This is a genomic window from Bacillus sp. XT-4 (assembly GCF_050864245.1).
In the GTDB taxonomy this organism is placed as follows: domain Bacteria; phylum Bacillota; class Bacilli; order Bacillales; family Bacillaceae; genus Bacillus; species Bacillus altitudinis.
In genome coordinates this window covers 45,990-71,710 of record NZ_JBPAFI010000001.1, presented here as the reverse complement: position 1 = coordinate 71,710, position 25,721 = coordinate 45,990, and the positions used below count along the sequence as shown (strand labels likewise).

Sequence of the window (25,721 nt, the reverse complement as noted above, 5' to 3'; positions counted from 1 at the left end):
TACCATCATATGCTCAGGCATATCTTTCTTTTCATGTGTTATGCTAAAATAAAAAACGCATATGAAGTAGATGAAAGGAGATACAGTCATGTCACTGCAAAATCGCTTACAAGATTTATTGAAAGAAGGGCAGGCGCTCACCGACTTTGAATATAACAAAGCCGCAAGTCAAAATTGGCCGTTAGAAGGGGCAAAAATGACAGAAGAAGCACGCTTTGCTGATGTTTATATAGAACGTGTAGACAAAGAATCGGAGGAAATGATTCAAGCAGAAAATGCTGCCTTTTTAAATACACCTCTTACATACGTAAAAAAACAACAAAAAGAATTCATTTATATCGAGTCGAAGTGGTTTGATGTGGTGAGAGCCGACGGACTTGCCATAGAATGGGATGAAGTATTTCAGACGTATACCGTGTTATTCGGATTGAAGCGTCCTAAAAAAGATACTGGATTACTAAAAGAGATGCTCTCAACATTAAATGGTGCTCAGCTTCAATTTAATGGACAAGACGGGTTATTTGATGTCAACATTCCGCTTCTTGAACTAGAGGACATCAAAGAAGATACACCTTTGATTGGTGTGATCTCAGCAGTGTACCGCTATTTATTCAACTTGCTCATGCAGCTTGAAAATGAATGAATCAAAAAACGGCTCACATTCCTGAGCCGTTTTTTAGAGCAATCCTCTTATGAATTGAGCCTCACCCATCCCGAAGCTCCAATCGGCGTCTCCATTTTCCACGATGGAGATCATCACATCCGTCTTGGCAACCCCGCATTCTTTTTCTACACGTTCTGCGATTTGTGCATAAAGCAGTTCCTTTTGCTCTTTCGTCCGCTGTTTACTGACAACACTAATGACAACCAGATCCTGTGTTCTCTGATAACCAAGCCCAGTGTCTTCGATGATCATTTCTTCAGGGCGGTGCTGATGAACAATTTGATAGCGATCTCGTTCAGGTACCCCAAAGGCATCAACCATTGCTTCATTGCAGGTGTCCAGCAGTTTCTTTAATTCCTCTTTTGAACGGCCTTCTATCACGTCAAATCGTAACAACGGCATCAGGTCAACCTCCAAATATGTGTTTAATATACAATCATAATGTAACCAACACTTCGCCGTTTCACTCTTTTGCGACATAAGAAAAAAGCCAACACATTGGCGCTTGGCTTTTTCGCTCTGGACTAAGGCGTGACAAACTTCACATCATGCTCTTTTCCATATTGAAGGTAATCTTCATTTGGTTGTTCATTCGTCACGACGATGTCTATGTCTTTTAAGTCACAAAACGTGGTCAAGGCATAATGGTCAAACTTACTATCATCGACTAATAAAAAGGTTTTGGCGTTTTTTTCAACGAGCGTTTTTTTAATATCTGTCTCAAGCGGGGAGGAATTCGTGACGCCATGATCAATGGATAAACCAGTTGATGCAATAAATGCTTTATTGACATTGTATGCTTTGAGACGTTCAACACTTTGATAACCAACGAAAGAATTTGTTTTTCGCTCTAGCATACCCCCGGTTGAAAAGATGGTGAGGTGTTCATAAGGCATAGCCTGTGTAATGAAATCCACGTTATTTGTCACAACGGTAATCTGTTTCTCCTTCAAATAGGGAAGCATCTCCAGTGTCGTTGTACCAGAATCAACAAAAATCATATCACCATGTTCAACAAAAGCGGCGGCAGCCTGTCCGATCAATTGTTTTTTACTCAGCTGACGAGTCTTTCGCTCCTGATACACCACCAATGTTGTGTGATTCACAGCGACGCCGCCGTACACTTTCTTTAGCACGCCGGATTCTACCAATGCTTGTACATCTCGGCGTATGGTGTTTTTTGAGACGCCAAAATGCGTCACAAGCTCATCAAGAGAGGCAGATTCCCGGTCAAATACATACTCTTTTATTTGCTGAATACGTTTTGTTTTTATCATGCTACAATCTCCAATCAATACGAATATGCTGATTCTATTATAACAATAATTCCACGTAAAAGATGTCACTGATCAACATGGGAGAATCTAATGATCTTTTTCTCTTATCTTTTCTCATTTTTCATAAAAGCGTATGATAGAGAAAAGAGGATAGAAAGGATATTCACTTCTATGAATGAACACAACATACAATTTTCAAAGCTTGCAAATTTTAGAGAGGTAGGGGGACTTCAAACAACGGATCAGATGGTCATCAAACAAGGAATGATTTATCGATCTGCTGATTTATCACGTCTCACGAAGCAAGACATATTGACGTTCTCAACACTTGGAATTCAAACGATTTGTGACCTGCGTACAAGCTCAGAACGAAAATCACACCCACCAAAGATCATGGAACATGACAAAATTGTTCATATCCCTATGCAGCCTGACAGCATGATGCCTAGCAAATGGACCATGTTTCGTATGCTGATAGCAGAAGGAAAATCTCTATCCTTTACACCGATCATGAAAGATGTATATCAAAGCATGCTCTATGAGCGAAAAAAAGAGATTCAGCAATTGTTTACATTACTGTCAGATGAAAAAAATTATCCACTTATGCTTCACTGTACAAGCGGAAAGGACCGTACAGGCTTTTTATCTGCTCTTATTCAATTAGCAGCGGGTGTGCCGGTGCATACCGTTTTAAGTGAATACATGCGTTCCAATGAAGGCGTGAAAATACTAGTGAAAAGACAAGAACGATTTGTTCGCATGATGAGTTTATATCGGGTGTCAAAAGAACAAATTCAGCCCCTGCTTGGTGTGCAGCAAGATTATCTTGAAGATGTACTGAATGAGATGATGGATACATACGGAAGTGCAGAGCGGTATTTACTAGAAGCCTGCGACGTCCCGAAAGCTCAGCTGCTTAAAATGAAAAACATCTTGCTTACACCATCTGCTGGCATTCCATCACAAAACGCAGAATAAACTTAATATGAGGTGATGCAAAACATGCTGAAAAAGATCAGTATGACGGTTCTGACACTAGTTTTCATGGGTGTCTTCTTATTGATTCCGTCTAGCAGTCTAGCTCGTTCGATGCCAAAAGGGAAGCTTGAGAGCACAAGAGAGATGCGTGCAGTGTGGGTCGCATCGGTTTATAACTTAGATTGGCCTTCAAAGAAAGGACTGCCCGCAGATGAGCAGAAACAAGAGTTCATTCAACTGTTAGACGACATCAAAGCGATGAATATGAACGCCGTCATCATGCAAATTAAACCAACAGCAGATGCCTTTTATCCATCGGAATTCGGGCCATGGTCTGAATATTTGACTGGTACACAAGGGAAAGACCCTGGATATGACCCACTTGAATTTATGATAAAAGAAGCACATAAACGCGGTCTTGAATTTCATGCTTGGTTTAACCCTTATCGAATCACCATGAATCATACCGATCTCAACCGGTTATCAGCCGATCATCCTGCAAAAGCACACCCTGAGTGGACCATCGCCTACGGAAATCAGCTTTACTTTAATCCAGGCATTCCTGATGCTCAGGACTTCATTGTTGACGGGATAGAGGAAGTAGTGAAAAACTACGATATTGATGCGGTGCATATGGATGATTATTTTTACCCGAATAAAATCGCTGGTGTGCCATTTCCAGATCAAGAAACGTATGAAACTTACGGGCAGAAGTTCACTCATATAGAAGATTGGCGAAGAGATAATGTGAATCACTTGGTGCAACAAATCAATGACTCCATTAAGAAAGAAAAGCCGTATGTGAAATTCGGCATTAGCCCATTTGGTGTATGGCGCAACATAAAAGATGACCCAACCGGTTCAAACACAACAGCAGGGATGACCAATTATGATGATTTGTATGCTGATACAAGAGAATGGATACAGCAGCACCATATTGATTATATCACCCCGCAAATTTATTGGAGTATCGGCTTTCAGCCCGCTGCCTATGATGTGCTGACGAAATGGTGGTCAAATGAAGTGAAGGGGCAGCCTGTTCATTTGTACATTGGTCAAGCGACGTATAAAATCAATCAAAACAGTGATCCTGCTTGGTCTGATCCCGAGGAGTATTTTCGCCAGATCGAGCTGAACAGGCAGTCACAGCTCGTACAAGGAAGCATGCATTTTAGTCTGAAAGATATCAATCGGAATCCCTTGAATGTAAAGAAACGATTAATAGAAGAAACCTATAGCAAACCGGCTCTCATACCAGAGATGCCATGGCTTCATCAAAAAGCGCCAAAAAAACCAATCATCCAATCTGTGAAAAAGACAGAGGATGGTGCAGTTTTACAGATACAAAATGATCCGCACTCTAGTGCATCCTATTATGCAGTCTATCGATTGTCGAATAAAGGGACATACGAATTTGTGCAAACGGTCAGAAAAGAAACAGGTTCCTTCACACAAACGAAAGACATTTTAGCCAATCAAAAGAAGAGCTATACCTATAAAGTGACGGCACTCAATCGCCTTCATCATGAAAGCAAACCTTCTACAAAAACAGTAAAATAACAAAGACAGCATAAATGAGGGTTTGCCTCCATTTATGCTTTTTTGCTTTCTCTATTTTTCTACTATTTTTATTTTAATTTTCTGAATTCAATCAAGCTTGGCATGAAGCAGCTATTTCAATAATAAATATGATAGAAAAGCGCCAAAGGGGGAAGCACAATGGATTTTGAATTAACGAAAGAGCAGCAAATGATCCGTCAGATGGTCAAAGAATTTGCAAAAACAGAAATTGCACCACACGCTCAAACAGTTGATGAACAGGCAGCATTTCCCGAAAAAACATTTCAAAAAATGGGGGAGCTCGGTTTTATGGGTATACCCTTTCCAGAGAAATATGGAGGATCTGGAGGAGATACGATCTCGTATGCACTGGCAGTCGAGGAAATTGGAAAACAGTGTGCGAGTACAGGTTTAAGTTATGCCGCAGCGGTTTCCTTAGGCGCAAGTCCACTTTATTACTTCGGGACGGAGGAGCAAAAGATGGACCATCTTGTTCCATTAGCCTCTGGAACAGCGCTTGGCTCCTTCGGATTAACAGAACCAAACGCCGGATCAGATGCAAAAGGAACAAAAACAAAAGCCATTAAAGACGGACAAGAATATGTCATCAGTGGGGAAAAGTGCTGGATCACCAATGCCAATTATGCCAGAACGATTATTGTCACCGCTGTAACAGATCATGATGAAAACGGACGTCCAATCATCTCCGCCTTTATTGTGGAGAAAGGGCAAAAAGGACTGTCAATTACAAACCCATATGACAAAATGGGGGTTCGTGGTTCAGATACGGCTGAAATCATTTTAGACGAAGTGCGTGTACCAGCGCATCATATATTGGGAGACAAATCGAAAGGATTCAAGCAATTTTTATATACATTGGACGGCGGACGAATTTCCATTGCAGCCTTATCTGTCGGAATTGCACAAGCTGCACTTGATGCTTCACTTTCCTATGCAAAAGAAAGAAAGCAATTTGGAAAGACGCTCTCATCCTTCCAGGCCATTCAGTTTAAGCTGGCGGATATGGCGATGCAAATAGAGCTTGCAAGACAAATGGTCTGGAAAGCCGCTTGGCTGAAAGATCAAGGCAAACCATTTACAAAAGAAGCGGCCTATGCCAAACTGTTTGCTTCAGAAATGGCCACAAAAGCAAGTCTTGATGCGGTCCAAATTCATGGCGGAACAGGCTATATGAAAGAATGCGGTGTTGAACGGCTTGTGAGAGATGCCAAGCTGATGGAAATCGGAGAAGGAACCTCTGAAATTCAGCGGCTCGTGATCGCAAGACAGTTGTTAGCGTAATACCTTAATGAAAACGCTTACTATACATGAGGGAGGAAAGCAATGATGTCGATTCACCCGCAAACGATTGGCTCCCTATTAAGAGAAAAAAAAGAACAGCACCCAGCACATGAAGCCGTTGTTTACCCAGAACGTTCTTTACGTTATTCATACGAAGCGTTTTATCAAGAGGTCAAGGCAACAGGTAAAGGTCTCATGGCATTAGGGGTTCAAAAGGGAGATCACATCGCCATTATGGCACCAAATATACCTGAATGGCTCATTCTTCAATTTGCCTGCGCCTCCATTGGTGCTGTTCTTGTCACTGTGAATACCAATTTTCAATCACAGGAACTCGCCTATTTACTCAAGCATTCTGACAGCAAAATGTTGTTTATTGTAGACGGCTTTAAAGAAACGTCCTATGTCAACATGCTTGAAGAGCTGATTCCAGAACTTCAAACCGCCCATCAAGAGGAGATCACTTCCACACAATTTCCTTATTTAAAAAGATGTATCTATATCGGTCAGCATGTACCAAACGGCATGCTCAGCTGGGATCGTCTTCAAGTGGCAGCCAAAAGAACCGAAGATCATGAATGGGAGAAGCGAATGAATGAGCTCACGCCTGATGACGTTATTAATATGCAGTACACTTCAGGCACAACCGGCTATCCAAAAGGCGTCATGCTCAGCCACACAAACATCGTCTGTAATGCGAGTCAGATCGCAGATTGTATGAAATCAACAGAGCAGGACCGTATGTGTATCCCAGTACCGTTTTTTCATTGCTTCGGCTCTGTTCTTGGTGTACTTGCTTGTCTCACAAAAGGGGGAACGATCATTCCACTTGAATCATTCCATCCAGAACGAGTCCTTCAAACAGTAGAAAAAGAAAAATGCACGGTTCTTCACGGTGTACCAACCATGTTCATCGCAGAGCTCGATCATCCAAATTTCCACTCTTATGACCTGTCCACATTACGAACGGGGATTATGGCCGGTTCACTCTGCCCATCCCACGTCATGAAAGCAGTCATTGAAAAAATGGGATTAAGAGAGCTCACGATTGCCTATGGTCAAACCGAAAGTTCACCCGTCATTACCCAAACAAGAACGGATGATTCGTTTGAAAGACGTGTTCAAACGGTCGGACGTGCGCTTCCTCAAATTGAAGTCAAAATTGCTTTACCAGGGACATCAGAAGAAGTGCCAAGAGGACAGCAAGGAGAGCTTTGTACAAGAGGTTACCATGTCATGAAGGGCTATTATAAAAACGAAGAAGCAACAAATGAAGTCATTGATGAGGACGGATGGCTTCATACAGGGGATTTAGCTGAGATGGATCATGACGGTTATGTGAAAATCACAGGCCGGCTCAAAGATATGATCATCAGAGGCGGAGAGAATGTGTACCCAAAAGAGATTGAGGATGTCCTATACACTCACCCTGCCATTCTTGACGCACAGGTCGTTGGTATTCCTGACGAGACATACGGTGAGGAAGCAGCCGCATTCATTCGGCTGAAACAAGGGAGGTCGGTCTCAATTGAGACATTAACGAGCTATTGTCAGTCGCAAATGGCACGCTACAAAATCCCGAAATACTTATTCATTACAGATGAGTACCCAATGACCGCCTCAGGCAAAATTCAGAAATTCCGCTTGAAAAAGCAGGCGCTTGATCTAATAAAGGAGTGAAGGCAGCGATGTTTGAACAAGTATTGATCGCCAATCGAGGCGAAATTGCCCGTAGAGTGATTCGGACATGTAAACGGCTCGGAATCAAAACCGTTGCCGTTTATTCAGAGGCTGATCAGCATGCACTCCATGTGCAAGAAGCAGACAGCGCCTATTATATCGGTGGTGCTAAAGTTTCTGAAAGCTATTTAAACATGGAAGCAATCATTAAAGTTGCCAAACAAACAAATGCTGATGCTATCCACCCAGGGTATGGTCTTTTATCAGAAAATGCGGCATTTGCTGAGCGCTGCCGGAGCGAGGGCATTACCTTTATTGGACCATCTGCACAAGTCATTCAGCAGATGGGAAATAAAATTGAAGCGAGAAAAACGATGGAACAAGCGGGCATCCCAATCGTTCCTGGTGTTTCAGCCCCGCTCCATGATGCAGACGAAGGGGTTCATAAAGCACAGACACTCGGCTATCCCATTATGCTAAAAGCATCGAGTGGTGGCGGCGGGATTGGTATGCAGCTCGTCCGCAACGATGAAGAGCTGCATCGAGCGTTTGAAGGAAATCAAAAAAGAGCACAAAGTTTCTTTCAAGACGGTACTTTATACATGGAAAAGGTGATTGAACACGCACGGCACATCGAAATTCAAGTTCTTTTTGATTCGTTCGGTCACGGCGTTCACTTATTTGAAAGAGATTGTTCACTCCAAAGAAGACATCAGAAAATTGTTGAAGAGGCACCAGCCGTCTGTCTTGAAGAAACTGTGAGACAGCAAATGGGACAGATGGCCGTCAAAGCTGCCAAAGCGATTGGGTATGAAAATGCGGGCACGATTGAATGTTTAGTCGATCAAAACCAGCAATTTTATTTCTTAGAAATGAATACGAGATTGCAAGTAGAACACCCTGTCACTGAAGAAATTACCGGGATTGACCTTGTCGAGGAGCAGCTAAAAATTGCAGCATTAGAGCCCCTGTCCTTCAGCCAAGAGGATATTCATCAAATTGGGCACGCGATTGAAGTTAGAATATACGCTGAAGACCCTGTGACATTTTACCCTTCGCCAGGCACGATCACTCGGCTTTCTACACCTGATGCCCCATATATCCGTCATGAGTCAAGCGTAACGAGCGGAAGTGTCATTACCCCATTTTACGATCCAATGATTGCGAAAATGATTGTGTACGGTGATACTCGAAAACTCGCCATAGAACGATTAAAAGCAGCATTACAAGCATATGAAATAGAAGGGATCAAAACCAATGTACCGCTTTTAAAGGAAATGGCCGAATCAACTGCCTTTTTACATGGCAGCATCACAACCGATTATCTGATGAAAAAAAGGGAGGAAAACCGTTCATGAAAACTGTCACGATACAAATGGCCGGAAACTTATGGAAGCTTCTTGTGAAACAGGGTGATGATGTGCAAAAAGGACAGGAAGTCGCCATCTTAGAATCGATGAAAATGGAGATTCCCATTGTTGCAGAAGAAGCAGGTGTGATCAGTAAAGTGTATAAGGCGGAGGGGGACTTTGTTGACGAGGGAGAGGTACTTTTAGAGCTGACAGAATAGGGGGAAAGCCGCATGGCATTACCAAAAAACGTGCTCATTAGAGAGGTCGGCCCGCGCGATGGCCTGCAAAATGAATCCGTTTGGCTGGACACAATGGAGAAGCGAACATGGATCCATTTACTCGAAGAAGCCCATCTTCCTTATATTGAAGTCACCTCATTTGTTCATCCGAAATGGGTTCCAGCCTTAAAAGACGCCAAACAATTAGCCCAATCATTAAACAAAAAAGAGGATATTACCTATGCCGCACTCATCCCAAATGAAAAGGGGTTAGCTCATTTTTTTGAAGCAAACCTTGAGCTAGGGGCTATGTTTATCTCAGCGAGTGAGACACATAACAAAAAGAATATGAATCGATCTATACAGGAAACATTGCCTGTGATCAAACAAATGACAGCCGATTTAAAAGCAGAAGGACGGCAAACGCGGGCCTATATTTCAACCGTGTTTGGATGTCCTTATGAAAGACAAGTACCGATGGACCAAGTGCTGCGATTAACGGAACAGTTGCTGTCCTTCGGCATTGATGAAATATCACTTGGGGATACCATTGGGGAAGCCCATCCGCTGCAAGTAGAAAGACGGTTAGACCTTTTACTTGAACGCTTTCCTGCTGATAAAATCGCGCTTCATTTTCATGATACGAAAGGAATGGGGCTTGCCAATATTTATACAGCATTAAAAGCCGGCATCACCATGTTTGATGCCTCTAGCGGGGGGCTTGGCGGCTGTCCTTATGCACCTGGCTCCAGCGGAAACGTGGCGACAGAAGACGTGGTACACATGCTTCACAAACTCGGGATCGAAACAAATGTCGACCTCCCTCGCTTGATCAAAGCGGCTGAATGGATTGAAGCAAAAGTGGATCGAACCCTGCCAAGTCACTGTTTACGCGCTTTTCAGTCTCACACTACTTGATAAAGGGTGAATCACATGACATCATTGGTCCATTTTTCAATACAAGATGATCATATTGGCATCATGACATTAAATAGACCAGCACAAGCCAATGCTCTATCAGCTGCTATGCTAGAGGAAATTAACCAAACGATTCAAGAAATCAAACATGATGAAAACATCCGCTGTTTGCTCATGACAGGAGCTGGCGCTAAAGTTTTTTGCGCAGGAGCAGACTTAAAAGAACGGCGATTGATGACAGAACAAGAAGCCAAAGAAGCTGTTCTGACCATTCAGCAAACCTTTACAGACATTGAATCTTTGCCCGTTCCTGTCATTGCCGTGATAAACGGACACGCACTTGGCGGAGGTCTTGAGCTCGCGCTCGCCTGTGATCTCCGCATCGCAAGAGCGGGTGCAGCGCTCGGCCTGCCGGAAACAGGACTAGCTATCCTGCCGGGAGCAGGGGGCACACAAAGACTTCCGCGCCTGATCGGACCCGGGAAAGCGAAAGAAATGATCTTCACAGGCACTTCTTTACGAGCAGAAGAAGCCGTTCAAATCGGACTGATTGAACGTATCTCTACAGTCGATTCACTGATGAATGATGCTATCACATTCGCAAAACAAATCACCAAGAATGGACCGATTGCTTTAAAAGAAGCAAAACAAGCCATTCAATCCAGCCTTGATCACGATTTGCAAACAGGGCTGACGAAAGAATACGAAGCTTATCTGCAGCTAATTCATACAGAAGATCGACTAGAAGGTCTCAAGGCTTTTCAAGAAAAACGAACGCCTCATTACATTGGCAAATAGTAAGAAAGGGGAATGTTTATGATCGAAGAATATGAATTAAATAAACAACGAATTGAAAAGGGCGGGGCAGAACGCTACCATCAAAAAAACAAAGAAAAAGGAAAATTATTTGTCCGTGATCGGCTTCATTTGTTATTAGATGAGGATTCTTTCATTGAAGATGCCATGTTTGCAGAGTGCAAAGATGAACATTTACCAGCAGATGGTGTCGTCACAGGAACCGGGCGTATGAATGGGCAGACTGTTTGTGTCATGGCAAACGACTCTACGGTTAAAGCAGGATCGTGGGGCGTCAAAACAGTAGAAAAAATCATTCGAATTCAAGAAACGGCCGAGAAGCTCAATTGTCCTATGCTGTATTTAGTCGATTCTGCGGGTGCAAGGATCACCGATCAAATCGCCATGTTCCCAGGCAGAAGAGGAGCAGGGCGCATTTTTTATAACCAAGTCAAGCTGTCTGGGCGCATTCCTCAAATTTGTTTACTATTCGGTCCTTCTGCAGCCGGTGGTGCCTATATCCCTGCTTTTTGTGACATTGTCGTGATGGTCGAAGGAAATGCCTCTATGTATTTAGGCTCGCCGCGAATGGCTGAAATGGTGATCGGTGAAAAAGTATCACTTGAGGAAATGGGCGGTGCGAAAATGCATTGCAGCATTTCTGGATGCGGAGATATATTAGCCAAAACAGAGGAAGAGGCCATTCAAATTGCACGTGATTATTTAACCTATATGCCTGCCAACTATACAGAAAAACCAAAAACGACAGCAGCAAAAGCACCTAAACCATCTGAAACCACCATCCAAGACTTAATCCCTAAAGGCCAGAATACCCCATTTGATATGTATCAACTCATCGATTTACTGATTGATGAAGGGTCATTTTTTGAAATCAAAAAGCTGTTTGCCGCAGAGTTAATCACAGGCTTTGGCAGAATGAACGGTCAGCCTGTCGGTCTCATTGCCAATCAGCCAAGGGTCAAAGGCGGCGTATTATTCCACGACTCAGCTGATAAAGCCGCCAAGTTTATTCAGCTCTGTGATGCCTTTCATATCCCGCTGCTCTTTCTTGCGGACATTCCAGGATTTATGATTGGAACAAAAGTGGAACAAGCCGGCATTATTCGTCATGGGGCAAAAATGATCTCCGCTATGTCAGAGGCGACCGTTCCGAAAATATCCGTCATCGTCCGTAAAGCATACGGAGCAGGACTATATGCAATGGCAGGCCCTGCTTTTGAGCCAGACTGCTGTCTCGCTCTTCCATCGGCGCAAATCGCTGTGATGGGTCCAGAAGCCGCTGTAAATGCCGTCTATGCAAATAAAATTGCAGAACTCCCGCCCGAAGAGAGGGCTTCATTTATACAAGAGAAACGGAAGGAATACCAGGAAGATATGAATATCTATGAGCTTGCCTCTGAAATGATTGTCGATGGCGTCATCCCATTTGACCGTCTAAGAACGGAACTTTGTCATAGATTACTAGCCTATTCATCGAAAGACATGACATTTACGAAACGAAAACATCCGGTCTATCCGGTCTAAAGGGGGCAGACCTCATGATCAACCTGAAACCAGAATGGATACCGGAAGAAAAGCAGAGCCAAAAAACACGTTTGCATCAGTGGATGAAATCTCTTGGTTTTTCTACGTATGACTCATTCTATCAAGCCAGTATTGATCGCACAGACTGGTTTTGGAGAGAAGCGGAAAAGGCGGTTCGCATTCAGTGGAAAAAACCATATGAAGCGGCATTAGGTCACCACTCATTGATGTGGCCGAAATGGTATCAGGGCGGCACACTTAACATCACCGAAACGGCTGTGGACAAATGGGCAGAAAAAGAAGAGACGAAGCATCAGCCCGCCATCATTTGGAGCAATGAAGCCGGTGAAGAAAAGAAATGGTCATTTCTCGAACTTCAAGAGAAAGTGAGCCGTCTTGCAGCTGGCTTTTTGAAAGAAGGACTTCAAAAAGGGGATGTAGCCATCATCTATATGCCAATGCTTCCAGAAACGGTCGCCGTCATGCTTGCCTTTGCAAAGATTGGTGTTATTTTCAGCCCAGTCTTCTCAGGCTATGGAAGCGAGCCACTCGCTGTACGCATTCGTGCGTCAGGCGCAGCCATTGTCGTCACAGCGAATGAAATGATGAGGCGAGGGAAAACGATCAACATGCGGGAATGTGTGGCGGATGCCATCAACAAAACCACAACTGTGCAAAAAGTGATTGTGCACACTTCCTCTCATACCGGATATCAGGACGATGTCCTGCTGAATGATTTGTTACAAGAACAGCCGATCACCGGCGCGACCTATGTCACAAATGAAGACCCGCTGATGATCTTGTATACGTCAGGCACAACCGGCACACCAAAGGGAGCCGTTCATACACACGCAGGCTTTCCGATAAAGGCAGCTTTTGATGCCGGGCTATGTATGGATGTGGCAAAAGGAGACCGGTTGTTTTGGCTGACTGATATGGGCTGGATGATGGGGCCATTCCTCGTCTTTGGCGGCTTGATCAATGGAGCTGCCATCGTTTTATATGACGGCGCTCCCGATTATCCAGATGAGCAGCAGCTCTGGTCATTCATCCACGAGAAGAAAGTCACTCATTTTGGGCTTTCCCCTACATTTGTTCGTTCTGCGATGCAGCAAACGATTGATGGGGTCGAGTTATCTCATGTCAAAGCCATTATTTCTACAGGGGAACCATGGAATGAAGCTCCGTGGAAATGGTTATTTCACACCATTGGTCAAAAGAACATTCCAATCTTAAATTATTCAGGAGGAACCGAAGTTTCTGGTGGCATTGTAGGGAGTACGCTGCTTCGCCCCATCAAACCGATTCTCTTTAATGCGGCGATCTTAGGAATGGCGGCAGATGTATACAATGAAGCTGGGCAAAGCGTGATGAATGAAGTAGGGGAGCTTGTGGTGAAAAAGCCATGGGTCGGCATGACATGTGGTTTTTGGAACGAACCGGAGCGTTATGAAGATACGTATTTCAAACGATTTGATGGTGTATGGACACACGGAGATTGGGTCATGCAAACAGAGGACGGAGAATTCCACATCACCGGCAGATCGGATGATGTCATTAATACAGCAGGGAAACGCATCGGGCCAGCTGAAATTGAATCCATCCTTACCTGGCATCCTGCCGTGCATGAAGCCGCTGTGATTGGGGTAAAGGATGAGGTGAAAGGGGAGGCGCTCGTCTGTTTCATCGTGACCAGTCCGCATGCTTTTGAAGAAGCAGCCCTTATCCAAGAACTTTCAGCCCATGTTGGTTCACATGCCGGAAAAGCGCTCACACCAAAAGAAGTTCATCTCATTTCAGCTTTGCCGAAAACAAGGAATGGAAAAATCGTACGACGTTTACTTAAAGGGGCGTATGAAGAGCAGCCTTCACCCGATCTATCTTCATTAGACAATCCAGATGTATATAAGAGTCTGACCGAATACTTGAATAAGAAACAGAAAAAATAAAAAAGACAGGATGGTTCCTGTCTCAGCGTGTAGACAAACCCTCGCATTCGGTGTCAGTCCTGCGCTTCGGTGCTCACGAATGTTAAATTCGCTCCGCGCCGATGCTCGTCCTTCCTAGGGCTGCAAAGGTTTTCTATCACGCTGAAAAGAAGACAAAGGGCTAAAATAAAGTTCATTTTAGCCCTTTGTCAACAATCTGAGACAGGATGGTTCCTGTCTATTTTTATTGCACATGAAAATTCGTTCCATCTGTTGTCTCTTTCACAATCCCTGCACGAATGACAAAATCGCCGAAATGTTCATTTTCTTCTCGTTCTTTTGCGTAGCGGGGGAGAATAGAGCCAAGTTCTTTTAGAATGTCTTCCTCACCCACATTTTCACGGTATAATTTACTTAATCTGCTGCCATCAAATGCGGCACCAAGATACATATTATACTTACCAGGTGATTTTCCGATAAATCCAATTTCTCCAAGCGCATGACGAGCACAACCATTTGGACACCCAGTCATTCGAATGGTGATTTCTTTATCACTTAATCCGTTTTCTTCCACGATGTCTTCGATTTTATCAATCAATCGTGGAAGGTAGCGCTCTGCTTCAGCCATCGCTAAACCGCAAGTTGGCAAAGATACACAAGCCATTGAGCTGCGACGCAGGGCGGAATGCTGCTGACCGTCTGATAAACCAAACTTCTGAATGAGCTGTTCGATTTGTTTCTTTTTATGAGTTGTCACATTCCCAATGATTAAATTCTGATTGGCGGTTAGACGGAAGTCACCTGTATGAACTTTGGCGATTTCGCGGATGCCTGTCATCAGCGGATAATCATTATAATCTGTGATGCGTCCGCCTTCTACAAACATCGTATAATGCCATCTGCCATTAATGCCTTTTACCCAGCCATAACGGTCACCGTTATGATCAAAGTGATAGTCCTTTGCCTCTAAAAGAGTAAACCCAAGACGGCACTCAAGTTCTTCTTTTACATTCTCAAGACCAAGGCGGTCCACCGTATATTTAAAGCGGGCATTTTTTCGCACGGAACGGTTTCCGTAGTCACGTTGAATGGTGATGACTTGTTTGGCAATTTCTACGACTTGTTCAGGTGTACAAAAGCCGATGACCTTTGCAAGCTGCGGATAAGTCGCTGTATCACCATGCGTCATACCCATTCCGCCGCCAATTGCGACATTAAAGCCGACCAGTTGATCGTTTTCTATAATGGCTATAAAGCCTAGATCCTGCGAAAATACATCAATGTCATTAGCAGGAGGGACCGCCACACCAATTTTGAATTTCCTTGGCAAATAAAGCGGACCATACATCGGTTCAACTTCCTTATCTGGCGTTGCCGCAACCTTTTCCTCATCAAGCCAAATTTCGTGATAAGCTCTTGTTTGCGGGAGCAGGTCATCACTTAATTTTTTCGCCAGCTCGTATACATCATGGTGCACTTCTGATTGATAGGGGTTTGAAGTACACATGACATTCCGGTTCACGTCGCCGCAAGCTGCGATCGTATCAAGCATTGTAGAATGAATGTCTTGAATGGTCTTTTTCATATTCCATTTTAAAATACCGTGAAGCTGGAAGGTTTCACGAGTTGTCAGCTTTAAAGTACCGTTGCCATATTGATGAGCAAGCTCATCCATCACAAGCCACTGCTTAGATGTGGCGATTCCGCCAGGCAGACGGACACGCAGCATAAATTGATAGGCAGGTTCAAGCTTTTGTTTTTGTCGTTCATTTCTCAGATCACGATCATCTTGTAAGTAGCTGCCGTGATGCTTCATCAGACGGTTGTCATCATCCGGAATTCCCGCTGAAATCGGATCAAGCATCACTTCTTTTAACGTACCCCGTAAATAATCACTTTTTTCTTTGATTTCCTCTACGTCGCTCGGAGGTCCATCCGGCGCTGTTAGTGCTGTCTTCACCATGTAAGTAAAAGCTCCTTTCTTTCAAGCATCAAATCAATAAACGTCACGCTGATAGCGTTTTTGTTGCTGTAAGTTGGCAAGATAGCTTTCTGCTTTTTCTTTGCTCATCGCACCTTCTTCTTGAATGATGGATAGAAGGGTATTGTGGACATCATGCGCCATATGCTTTTCATCTCCGCAAATATACACGTAAGCACCTTGCTCAAGCCATTCAAATAATTCTTTGCTTTGTTTCTTCATTTGGTGCTGGACATATACTTTTTCCTCAGTATCTCTTGAAAAAGCCACGTCCATTTTCGTTAAGACGCCATCTTTTAACCACTTTTGCCATTCCGTTTGGTATAAGAAATCCGTCACAAAATGCTGATCACCGAAGAATAACCATGACTTTCCGTTTGCACCCATTTCCTCACGCTCCTGCATAAATGAACGGAAAGGGGCGATGCCTGTGCCTGGTCCTACCATAATGATCGGTGTATCTGGATCTTGAGGAAGCTTAAAGTTTTGGTTGTGCTGAATATAAACAGGTAACGTATCACCTGGCTGCAGGCGCTCTGCACATAAAATCGAGCAGACACCTTGGCGTTCTCTGCCATGCGCATCATATCTGACAGCCCCTATCGTCAAATGAACCTCTTCGTCATTTGCTTTGAGACTGCTTGCAATGGAATAAAGGCGTGCAGGGATTTTTCTTAAAATGGACGTGAATTCTGCGGCGGTTCCTTCAAAAGGACCGAAATCACGAGCCGCATCTACTAGGTCCCGGCCTGCGATATATTCTTTCAGTTTTTCTTCGTTTCCTTCTTCTAAAAGGGCATGCAAGGATTCACTGTTTGTCAGTGCAGCGATCTTTTGAAGAAGTGGTTTTGTTAAAACCGTGATCTCAAAATGCGAGGTGAGTGCTTCTTTTAAAGGAAGAGTGTCTCCGTTTTTATGAACGGTGACAGCTTCTTCTGCATTCCATCCGCATGTTTGAATCAGTTCATCGACAAGTGCAGGATTATTTGTCGGGTAAATGCCAAGGCTGTCACCTGGCTCATACACGAGGCCTGATCCTTCAAGAGAAAGCTCTAAGTGACGTGTTTCTTTATTAGATCCACGCCCATTTAGGTTGATATTTTCAAGAACTTCAGCATAAAAAGGATTCGTTCTTGAATATTCAGAAACGGCTTGATTGTTGACTCCCGCTGATTCTTGCGGAATTGATACAGCTTCACCTTCACTCAAAGAGGAGGCAACACCTTGTAGCCATTCTGAAAACGGCTCATCATAATCAAGGTCGCAGTCCACTCGGTCAAAAAGACGTGTGCCGCCAAGCTCTTTGAAGCGTTCGTCAAATTCTTTTCCTGTCTGACAGAAGAATTCGTATGAGCTGTCACCTAATGAAAGGACAGAAAAGCTTAAATGATCGAGCTTTGGCGCACGTCTGCCGTGAACATATTCATGGAACGAAAGGGCATTATCCGGCGGATCTCCTTCGCCATGTGTGCTGACAATGACTAGTAAATTGTTTATTTTTTTCAGATTATTCGGTTTAAAATCGGACATAGAAGAGAGCGTCACTTGAAAGCCTTTGTCTTCAAGATGCTGGGCTGTCTTTTTTGCTAGCCCTTCGGAATTGCCTGTTTGCGACCCATAAAGCACGGTCACATCTTTGCTCACAGGCTGTACAGCTGCTGCGGCAGAAGGCGCCGGAGCGACAACTTCTGAGCCGGCAAGGGTTGCCTGTGCTGATAAATAACCAGTAAGCCAAATTTTTTGCTGTTCTGTTAAAGTCGGAAGCAGCTGATTGAGTAACTCTGCCTGCTCCTGGCTAAACGGACTGTTCAATACATGAAGTTGCAACAATATCCACCTCACAAGGAATATAAACATAGATTAATTCGATAGGAATTATATATATAGGTTCAATTTGAACTTTACCGAAAGTTTGCCATTAAGTAAAATATATAATATTGATTGTCATGATTAAGATTTCTAATAGTTGTGCATGGTGAAATGAATATGTTTAGTCAAGGAGGTAATATGAGTATTATTAGAGATTTAGAAGATCCAAAAGTTAAGTTTAAATTAGCAAAGAATGTGTCAATCCATAGAAAGGAATTAGAAAAATTAAATCTGAGTCAAGTTTCTGATTTGCGAATTTATGCGAAAGATAAATACGAAAGAGCTGCCAACTTTTCTACAAAAGCTTCAATTATTACAATAACAATTGTGCCAATATTTTTATTTTTGAACTCTTACTTTAATTCATATTTTAACTTTGGGTTAAATTTTATTTCTAGAAAATACAATTCTAACGATCCGAAATTACTTGATAGCTCACATGAGCAGCAGAATGATTTTGATAAACTTTCATTTAGTATATTTGATACTTATTTATATTTTGCTTCAAGTATTTTAATAATTGTTTTTATTGTTCTTCTTATTAGAAGATTTGATGTTTCCAAAACAAATAAACTTTTCAATTTAATTGATGAAATATATTTAATGAAATTAAAACGAGAGGAAAAATTCCAAGAGGATTATAAAAAATTGCAAAAGATAAGAGCTGTGAATTGGAGAATAATCTCTTTTGGTTATTATTCTGATCGTTTAGAGATTTTGATGAAATCTCCAAATCTAAAAGAAGCTGAATTTTTTATGTTCTATGAATTAGATCATATTAAAGAAGTTGAAGTAATTTTGGGAATTAGTTAAAAATTAAATTCTCGATTATTCATCAAATAATACTCTTCTTTTTGATAAGTATTATCATTATAGATAAGAATAAATAGGAGAGTATGAGATGTTCTTAAAATTCGAACTGGGTTCTTATTGTTAAATAAAGAAAGGAGAAAAACCTTAAGGTTTTTCTCCTTTCTTTATTTACGCCGTTGGAAGTCCCATCACGGCTTTCACTTCTAAATATTCCTCGATACCGAAGTCTCCCCATTCTCTTCCGATACCTGATTGCTTAAAGCCTCCAAATGGGGCAAAGTAATCTGTTTCAGCATTGTTAATGGTGATTTGACCGGCACGAATATGTTCAGCGACATATTTTAATGTTTTCTCATCTTGACCAACAACATACCCGGCAAGACCATACACTGTATCGTTGGCGATCTCAAGGGCATGATCGAGGTCTTGATACGTGATCACACTCATGACTGGCCCAAAGATTTCTTCTTGCGCAATGGTCATATCATTTTTCACATTGGTGAAAATGGTATGCTTGGCGAAATATCCTTTATCGATTCCGTCTGGCTTTCCAGTTCCCCCAGCAAGAAGGGTAGCACCTTCTTCGATTCCTTTTTCAATATAAGATTGCACCGTATCCCACTGCTTTTTAGAAACAAGCGGGCCAGTAGCGTGATCTTCTCTCGGATCACCAACTGTAAACTTCGGCAGGGCGTTCAGCAGCGCTTTTTCAAACTTGTCTTTCATTGATTCTGGAATCAGCACACGTGTAGCTGCAGAACACACTTGACCTGTATTCATCGCAATATGATGAATGGCTGTTTCTGCTGCTTCGTCCACATCTGCATCGTCTAAGACGATAAGAGGGGATTTTCCGCCAAGCTCAAGTGCTACTTTCTTCACATTGTCTGCTGCGTTTTCCATAATTTTAGAGCCGACGGCACCTGATCCTGTAAATGAAACGAAGTCAATATCAGGGTGTGAGCTAATGCCGTCACCAATCACGTCACCCGTTCCGTTTACTAAATTGAAGACTCCTTTCGGTACACCTGCTTCATCAATAATTTCTGCAAGAATCATCGCAGCAAAAGGGGTAATTTCCGCTGGCTTTAAGACAACTGGTGAACCTGCCGCAATGGCACCCGCAATTTTAAGAGATGTCTGATTCGTCGGGAAGTTCCACGGTGTAATCAATCCACTGACACCAATCGCCTCTTTTATAATCGTATGTCCACCACGATCTTCGGTAAATGTATAAGATTTCAGTGCTTCCGCTGCTTTAGAAAAATGTTCATAACCCATTTTGTAATGAACTTCTTCGGACACTTTCAGCGGTGCACCAAGCTCTTTTGTCATCACTTCTACAAGTTCATCCTTGCGTTTTTCGTACCCGCGCACAATGTTTTCCAGCATTTCTACTCGTTCATTTCGAGATGTTTTTGAGAAAGAAGGGAAGGCGGCTTGGGCTGCTTTGACTGCCTTATCTAAATCTTCTTTCGTTCCTAAACTAATGGTGCCAATGACTTCCTCTGTCGCAGGGTTAATGACCTCCGTCGTTTCGTTTCCTGTTGATGCGACCCATTCTCCATTAATAAAGTGTTTCTCTTGATTTCTCATTCTGACATGTCTCCTTTTTATATGTGATTCAATCCAATATTCTGTTTTCAGCTGATATAAAACTGTACCCACTGTGAAAAATCTAAAACAGAGAAACTGCATGAGAAAAAGTTTCTGATATAATACTCAAAGTGGGACATATGTCCTTTTCAACATGTGGGCATCTATCATTTAATGGAACTAGACTGAAAAAAAGGAGCTTTTGAACGAATGAAAGGTGTTATTTTCGCATTATTAGGAGGCGCTTGTATTACACTGCAAGGTGTGGCCAACGCCAGAATTAGTCAAGATATCGGGACGTGGCAGGCGGCAACGATCACGCAGCTGACAGGGTTTATCATCTCTCTCGTCATTTTACTCATCGTACGGGATGGCCACTTTAAGGAATACAAAAAAGTGCAGACTCTTTATTTAATTGGGGGTGCATTTGCAGCCATTATTATTTTTAATGAGGTCACTGCCATTCAAATCATTGGTGTGACACTCACCATCGCTGCTCTACTCATCGCTCAGCTTGCGTTTACCTTTGCCATTGATGCAAAAGGATGGTTTGGTGTTCAGAAGAAAAAAATGAAATGGCCTCATTATGCAGGCATCCTTTTAATGATTGCAGGCGTCATCATCTTAAAACTATAAAGGAGGGCATCAGATGGAGGAGCTGCATGATGAATCTCTTTTTTCCTCTTATATGAAGACGCATCAATTACAGAATGTTTTTCATCAAAAACTCATCTCACATGTGAGCTTGTGGCGCTATCAGCAAGGTGAGCTGATTTGTTCAAAAGGGGATAAAAGGGAGTATATGTACTTGCTGGTGAAAGGAAAATTAAAGATTTTCACCACCACAAAGGAAGGAAAAACGTTTATTCTTTGCTTTAAAAACCCTCTTGAAGCGATTGGAGATATTGAATACGTTCAGCAGACAGATATGGTCAATACAGTTGAAGCCGTTACAGAAGTACATATGCTGAGGATTTCTCATCAAGCCCTCATGCGGCATGCAAAGGACGATCCTCGAGTTTTAACCTTTTTGCTCAAGGGCATCACAAACAAATTTTATACAAAATCAAATGATTTAAGCTTCCACCTTTTATACCCTGTAGAGGTCAGGCTTGCAAGCTATTTATTGTCTGTTTTAACAGGTGATGATGACGCGCGTGCACGGCCGCTTCGCCTCACGGATGCAGCGAGCTTAATTGGAACAAGCTACCGCCATATTAATCGGGTCATTCAGCAGTTCCAAGAAAAAGGGCTGATTGAAAGGCGAAGAGGAAAGATTACGATTTGTGATCAAAAAGGGCTTTTAGAAATAGCAGAACACAACATTTATGAATAGAAGAAACGAAAGGACTTTTATATGATCATAGGAATAATATTAGCTGTCACTGCTGGGGCACTTGTCAGCTTACAAACCATTTTTAATAGTAAAGTCAATGAGCATACAGGCTCTTGGTCAACAACGACGCTAGTTCTAGGAATGGGCTTTATCGCTTCACTTTTGATGGGTCTTTTGTTAGAAGGAACCGGCATGTTTCAATTAAGGCATATGGAAGCCTGGTACTGGATAAGCGGAGCCATCGGGGTAGGCGTTGTCATCTGTCTTGTTCAGAGCATCAAACGTCTCGGTCCCACTTATGGAATCTCGATTGTTCTCACCTCCCAGCTAGGTTGTGCGCTTCTATTTGATTCGCTTGGCTGGCTTGGGTTAGAAAAAGTAACATTTTCTTTTACAAAATTATTAGGTGTACTTGTCATTGTGGCAGGAATCCTCGTATTTAAGTTAACCAAGCTTGAACCAGTAGAAGAGGAGCAGTCAAGAGAAAAAGGGCTGCCACAAAAGTAGCTGCCCTTTTATTTAAATCAACCGCCGCCATAAAACCGTTATGGTAGATAAACCAGTTAAAAGGAGCCTTTTCATGAAAGGCTTTTTTTTCTGTCCGTAGTCGCTTGCTTTATATGCTGTCCGATCTTTCGCTACGAGAACACTATAAGCGATTTTTCGTTCGATTGCTTCCGTAAGAGATAACGCAAATGGTGCACTATCAATCACCAAAATCGATTCAGTATTTAAAAAGCTGGATCTTGCATCTAGATTATATGTTCCAATAATACTTAAGTTATCATCAATGACCATTGATTTGGCGTGAATTGAATACGGACCTTGATATTCATACAAATGAACACCCGTTTTCATCAATTCCTTTTTCGTGCTTAAATATCCTGCAAATGCTAAAGGGTTTGGTGTCGCTGTAAGGGAATTCGTCACGATCGTCGTTTGAATATCACTTGGTAATGGCGTGAGTCCGTCTTTCATTGGCCGTGTCGGTATGACATAAGGCGTCTGGATAAGAACCGAACGCTTTGACCGCTGTGCGAGATCGTTTAACTTTTTCAAGACGAGCGGACGTTTATTTAAGCGTTCCACTGGATTTGTGAAAAATGCAATCTGTTTTGCACGAATGGCGTCTTTTGCCCAATCATATGTGGACATGACAAAGGGTTCTTTTGTACGAATGGCTTCCTGATAAGATCGAAGTAGCTGTTTTCTTAGCTTTTTTCCTTTTTTCGCTTTTGCCTTGGAAAATACATCTTTCGTTCTTTTCGTAAAATCATGATTCCACAAATAAACGAAATACTGTTCCATTTCATCTAATACTTTTCCCTTTTTGGCATTGTAAAGCAGCACATCTCGGTCATATGCAAAGTCTTTCGGCGGCTGATCTGCAAAGTATTTATCACCAATATTTCTGCCGCCCATGACAGCGACCCTGCCATCTGCCAAAAGAAGCTTATCGTGAAGGCGGTTATGCCACGTCCATGGCTTGAACAAACGAAAAGGCTCATAAAAACGAATGGCCATATTCGGGTGATTCGCCACAGCATAACGCAAATGCTTTAGCGGTCCACGCAGGCTATGGCAAATGCCATCTAACAACAGCTGAACTTTTACTCCTCGATCAGCCGCTTCAATTAAAGCACCAAGCACCCATTCGGCGGTTTTTCCTTTTTGAATGGAATAATAACTCAAACGAATGTTCTTTTTAGCCTCGCGAATCATTTGAACTCTCACTTGACCCGATTCAAATCCGTCATCAAGCAGCATGACTTGATTTATGCCTTGGTCGTCTCCTGAGATGGAAGAAGCTTTATAGATGCAATGTTCTTTACATGTTTTTTGAAACGGTAAATAAAACAAGACAAATGCGGTCAAAAATACATACACCACATATAAAAGGATCAGAAAAAACAAGAATTGAAGCACAGTGATCAACTCCTTTCACACAAACCGTTCTTTTTCTTAGTTTATGTTAAAAACAAAATTTCACTCATCCAGCTTTCCCAATGAAAAATACAGGATAAAAGAATCATCTTGTTTTCGTAGGGCATTTAATTATAGTATGAAATGAGTAAGGGGGAATCGCATTGAATGAACCATTATTTAATATACCAAGTGATGTGTATCAAACGTTAAGTGAAACAGAACGTTATTTACTGCATTATATTCACCAGCATTTAGAGGATATCTCCACCTTATCCATCGTCACATTAAGTGAAAGAGCCAACGTGTCGACAGCGACCATTGTCAGACTGATGAAGAAAATCGGATACAATGGCTATACATCCTTTAAATATCGATTGAAACAAGAAAAGAAAATGACAGATGATAGTGATCAACTAAAAAATATTGACGAAGACATCAAACTAGCCATTCGAAAAAATGAAGAAGAGGTCTTAAAGACGATTCAACTGCAAAGTATTGGGCAAATTGAGGATGCAGTTCAAAAAATCCACGATGCGGACAAAATTTATATTTTTGGCAGAGGCTTTTCAGAGATGATTGCCAAAGAGATGACCATCAAATTGCAGCTCATCGGAAAAACATGTGAAGTTCATGACGACCCGAATATCATTCGGCTCAAATCGCGTGACATTGATAAAAACGAACTTGCCATCTTTGTTTCATTAAATGGAGAAACGTCTGAACTAGTGGAAGCCTGCCAAAACCTCAGTATGAAGCAGGTCACGACCATTACGGTCACAACGAGAATTGATTCTACATTAAGTAAAATATCAGATATGACACTCGTCGGATATAAAGGGGAACAATCATTCTTCCCAGATTATGAAGTCAGGTCTCGCCTGTCGCTTCATGTCATTGCCCGCATTTTACTAGACGCCTATGTGATTCGGATGAAATAAACACTCAAAAAGCCTTCCACACTTTATGATGGGAGGCTTTTTACCGTGAAAACCTTTACACAATCTGAAAACATTTTCACTGAATCGTATGAGATACTTTCTTTAGAGAAAAGAAAGAAGGTGAAACCAATTGATTTATACCTGCACCTTAAATCCTGCTATTGACCTATATATTGCATTAAAAGAAATGCGGGCAGATACAGTCAACCGCACGGAAGATGAGGATTATCAGCCAAATGGAAAAGGTGTTAATGTCTCCATTATGCTAAAGAAATATGGCTTCACCAGCACTGCATTAGGATTTATTGCTGGGTTTTCAGGTTCATATATTGAACAATCGTTAAAAGATCTTTCCATTCAAACCGATTTTATCCCAGTGGATGGGATTACACGCATTAATGTATTTATTAACACAACAGAAGAATACAAGCTTGTGAATCAAGGACCTGCTATTGAGGCAAAAGCGCTTGATGCCTTTCGCGAAAAAATCTCGACCATTCCAAAAGGCAGCATCTTCATTATGTCAGGCAGTTTGCCTAAAGGCGTCCCTGCTAGCATTTTCTCAGAGATAGCCGCTATTTGTCATCAAAACAACGTGAAATTTATATTAGACACAAGCTCTAAAGCGGTTTTAGAGACTCTTCAGTACAAACCATATTTACTAAAACCAAATGAAGAAGAGATGGCCGCATTTTTTGGAAAAACCTACCGTTTATCAGAAACAGAACTCGTTGAATCAGGGCGAAAGCTGATCGAGATGGGGGCAGAGCAAGTACTCATTTCCCGAGGAGGAGAAGGTGCACTATTCCTTACAAACGAAGCCGTATTAAAAGGAAATGCACCAATAGGAACGGTCGTAAACACGGCTTGTTCTGGTGATGCCATGCTCGCTGCATTCCTAAGTAAACAGCTGGAAGGACAACCACATGAAGAATGCTTACGCTACGGCATTGCAACAGGGGCATCTACCGCCTTTTCAAAAGGGTTAAGTGATTTACATGACATTGATTCATTAATTGAGCAAATACACATTCAGAACATATAA

23 protein-coding genes are annotated in these 25,721 nt (G+C 42.3%); 17 read left to right on the top strand and 6 right to left on the bottom strand.

The features are described 5' to 3' along the window. The first annotated feature begins 88 nt into the window (after window positions 1-88). Window positions 89-643 (top strand): hypothetical protein, encoded by a 555-nt coding sequence (locus tag ACRRMM_RS00355; RefSeq protein ID WP_041092801.1) that lies wholly within the window; start codon window positions 89-91, stop codon window positions 641-643. Between the two features lie 33 nt (window positions 644-676). On the opposite strand, the gene ACRRMM_RS00350 is transcribed toward ACRRMM_RS00355, so the two are convergent. Continuing rightward, window positions 677-1,066, bottom strand: a complete 390-nt coding sequence (locus ACRRMM_RS00350; protein ID WP_156061714.1) for a tautomerase family protein — start codon at window positions 1,064-1,066, stop codon at window positions 677-679. Window positions 1,067-1,188: 122 nt separating this feature from the next. Next, entirely contained in the window at window positions 1,189-1,941 is a 753-nt protein-coding gene (locus ACRRMM_RS00345) for a DeoR/GlpR family DNA-binding transcription regulator (protein ID WP_048002648.1), read from the bottom strand. A 90-nt stretch (window positions 1,942-2,031) separates the two neighbouring features. Between ACRRMM_RS00345 and ACRRMM_RS00340 the strand changes: the two genes are divergently transcribed. The 10 genes from ACRRMM_RS00340 (at window position 2,032) to ACRRMM_RS00295 (ending at window position 14,238) form a co-directional block, all read left to right on the top strand. Continuing rightward, entirely contained in the window at window positions 2,032-2,919 is an 888-nt protein-coding gene (locus tag ACRRMM_RS00340) for a tyrosine-protein phosphatase (RefSeq protein ID WP_367638428.1), read from the top strand. A gap of 24 nt (window positions 2,920-2,943) precedes the next feature. Then, window positions 2,944-4,479 (top strand): glycoside hydrolase family 10 protein, encoded by a 1,536-nt coding sequence (locus tag ACRRMM_RS00335; protein ID WP_428828962.1) that lies wholly within the window; start codon window positions 2,944-2,946, stop codon window positions 4,477-4,479. A 159-nt stretch (window positions 4,480-4,638) separates the two neighbouring features. After that, entirely contained in the window at window positions 4,639-5,781 is a 1,143-nt protein-coding gene (locus ACRRMM_RS00330; RefSeq protein WP_428828961.1) for an acyl-CoA dehydrogenase family protein, read from the top strand. Between the two features lie 42 nt (window positions 5,782-5,823). Then, a complete protein-coding gene (locus tag ACRRMM_RS00325) occupies window positions 5,824-7,461 on the top strand; it encodes an AMP-binding protein (protein WP_428828960.1) in 1,638 nt (545 codons plus the stop codon). A gap of 8 nt (window positions 7,462-7,469) precedes the next feature. Continuing rightward, window positions 7,470-8,819: an acetyl-CoA carboxylase biotin carboxylase subunit gene (locus ACRRMM_RS00320; protein WP_017359519.1), complete on the top strand. Its 1,350-nt coding sequence runs from the start codon at window positions 7,470-7,472 to the stop codon at window positions 8,817-8,819. Continuing rightward, the gene (locus ACRRMM_RS00315; protein ID WP_008346646.1) at window positions 8,816-9,031 is read left to right on the top strand and encodes an acetyl-CoA carboxylase biotin carboxyl carrier protein subunit; all 216 of its coding nucleotides are present in this window, start codon (window positions 8,816-8,818) and stop codon (window positions 9,029-9,031) included. The genes ACRRMM_RS00320 and ACRRMM_RS00315 overlap by 4 nt, the downstream gene beginning before the upstream one ends. A 12-nt stretch (window positions 9,032-9,043) precedes the next feature. Then, complete coding sequence (locus tag ACRRMM_RS00310; protein WP_428828959.1) at window positions 9,044-9,949, top strand: hydroxymethylglutaryl-CoA lyase; 906 nt, start codon at window positions 9,044-9,046, stop codon at window positions 9,947-9,949. 15 nt (window positions 9,950-9,964) lie between these two features. Further along, the gene (locus tag ACRRMM_RS00305) at window positions 9,965-10,747 is read left to right on the top strand and encodes an enoyl-CoA hydratase (protein ID WP_428828958.1); all 783 of its coding nucleotides are present in this window, start codon (window positions 9,965-9,967) and stop codon (window positions 10,745-10,747) included. An 18-nt stretch (window positions 10,748-10,765) separates the two neighbouring features. After that, window positions 10,766-12,289, top strand: coding sequence for an acyl-CoA carboxylase subunit beta (locus tag ACRRMM_RS00300; protein ID WP_046343706.1), 1,524 nt, complete (start codon window positions 10,766-10,768; stop codon window positions 12,287-12,289). Between the two features lie 14 nt (window positions 12,290-12,303). Further along, the gene (locus ACRRMM_RS00295; RefSeq protein ID WP_428828957.1) at window positions 12,304-14,238 is read left to right on the top strand and encodes an AMP-binding protein; all 1,935 of its coding nucleotides are present in this window, start codon (window positions 12,304-12,306) and stop codon (window positions 14,236-14,238) included. 223 nt (window positions 14,239-14,461) lie between these two features. Here the strand turns inward: ACRRMM_RS00295 and cysI are convergent, their stop codons facing one another. Continuing rightward, window positions 14,462-16,180, bottom strand: coding sequence for an assimilatory sulfite reductase (NADPH) hemoprotein subunit (cysI, locus tag ACRRMM_RS00290; RefSeq protein WP_217815828.1), 1,719 nt, complete (start codon window positions 16,178-16,180; stop codon window positions 14,462-14,464). A gap of 33 nt (window positions 16,181-16,213) precedes the next feature. Then, window positions 16,214-18,025 (bottom strand): assimilatory sulfite reductase (NADPH) flavoprotein subunit, encoded by a 1,812-nt coding sequence (locus ACRRMM_RS00285; RefSeq protein WP_428828956.1) that lies wholly within the window; start codon window positions 18,023-18,025, stop codon window positions 16,214-16,216. A 180-nt stretch (window positions 18,026-18,205) separates the two neighbouring features. On the opposite strand from ACRRMM_RS00285, the gene ACRRMM_RS00280 reads away from it, so the two are divergent. Further along, window positions 18,206-18,880 (top strand): hypothetical protein, encoded by a 675-nt coding sequence (locus ACRRMM_RS00280; protein ID WP_428828955.1) that lies wholly within the window; start codon window positions 18,206-18,208, stop codon window positions 18,878-18,880. Window positions 18,881-19,048: 168 nt separating this feature from the next. On the opposite strand, the gene ACRRMM_RS00275 is transcribed toward ACRRMM_RS00280, so the two are convergent. Beyond that, entirely contained in the window at window positions 19,049-20,476 is a 1,428-nt protein-coding gene (locus ACRRMM_RS00275; protein WP_428828954.1) for an aldehyde dehydrogenase family protein, read from the bottom strand. 210 nt (window positions 20,477-20,686) lie between these two features. On the opposite strand from ACRRMM_RS00275, the gene ACRRMM_RS00270 reads away from it, so the two are divergent. Genes ACRRMM_RS00270 through ACRRMM_RS00260 form a run of 3 tightly spaced genes read left to right on the top strand, consistent with a single transcriptional unit; the run spans window position 20,687 to window position 22,319 of the window. Beyond that, a complete protein-coding gene (locus ACRRMM_RS00270) occupies window positions 20,687-21,112 on the top strand; it encodes a DMT family transporter (protein ID WP_017367379.1) in 426 nt (141 codons plus the stop codon). A 13-nt stretch (window positions 21,113-21,125) separates the two neighbouring features. Beyond that, a complete protein-coding gene (locus ACRRMM_RS00265) occupies window positions 21,126-21,812 on the top strand; it encodes a Crp/Fnr family transcriptional regulator (RefSeq protein ID WP_125588736.1) in 687 nt (228 codons plus the stop codon). A 21-nt stretch (window positions 21,813-21,833) separates the two neighbouring features. Further along, window positions 21,834-22,319, top strand: a complete 486-nt coding sequence (locus ACRRMM_RS00260) for a DMT family transporter (protein WP_024718278.1) — start codon at window positions 21,834-21,836, stop codon at window positions 22,317-22,319. Window positions 22,320-22,331: 12 nt separating this feature from the next. On the opposite strand, the gene ACRRMM_RS00255 is transcribed toward ACRRMM_RS00260, so the two are convergent. Beyond that, window positions 22,332-23,738, bottom strand: coding sequence for a phospholipase D-like domain-containing protein (locus tag ACRRMM_RS00255; RefSeq protein WP_285527237.1), 1,407 nt, complete (start codon window positions 23,736-23,738; stop codon window positions 22,332-22,334). A 161-nt stretch (window positions 23,739-23,899) separates the two neighbouring features. On the opposite strand from ACRRMM_RS00255, the gene ACRRMM_RS00250 reads away from it, so the two are divergent. Further along, window positions 23,900-24,676: a MurR/RpiR family transcriptional regulator gene (locus ACRRMM_RS00250; RefSeq protein WP_007499235.1), complete on the top strand. Its 777-nt coding sequence runs from the start codon at window positions 23,900-23,902 to the stop codon at window positions 24,674-24,676. A gap of 130 nt (window positions 24,677-24,806) precedes the next feature. Next, entirely contained in the window at window positions 24,807-25,721 is a 915-nt protein-coding gene (gene pfkB / locus ACRRMM_RS00245; RefSeq protein WP_338335631.1) for a 1-phosphofructokinase, read from the top strand.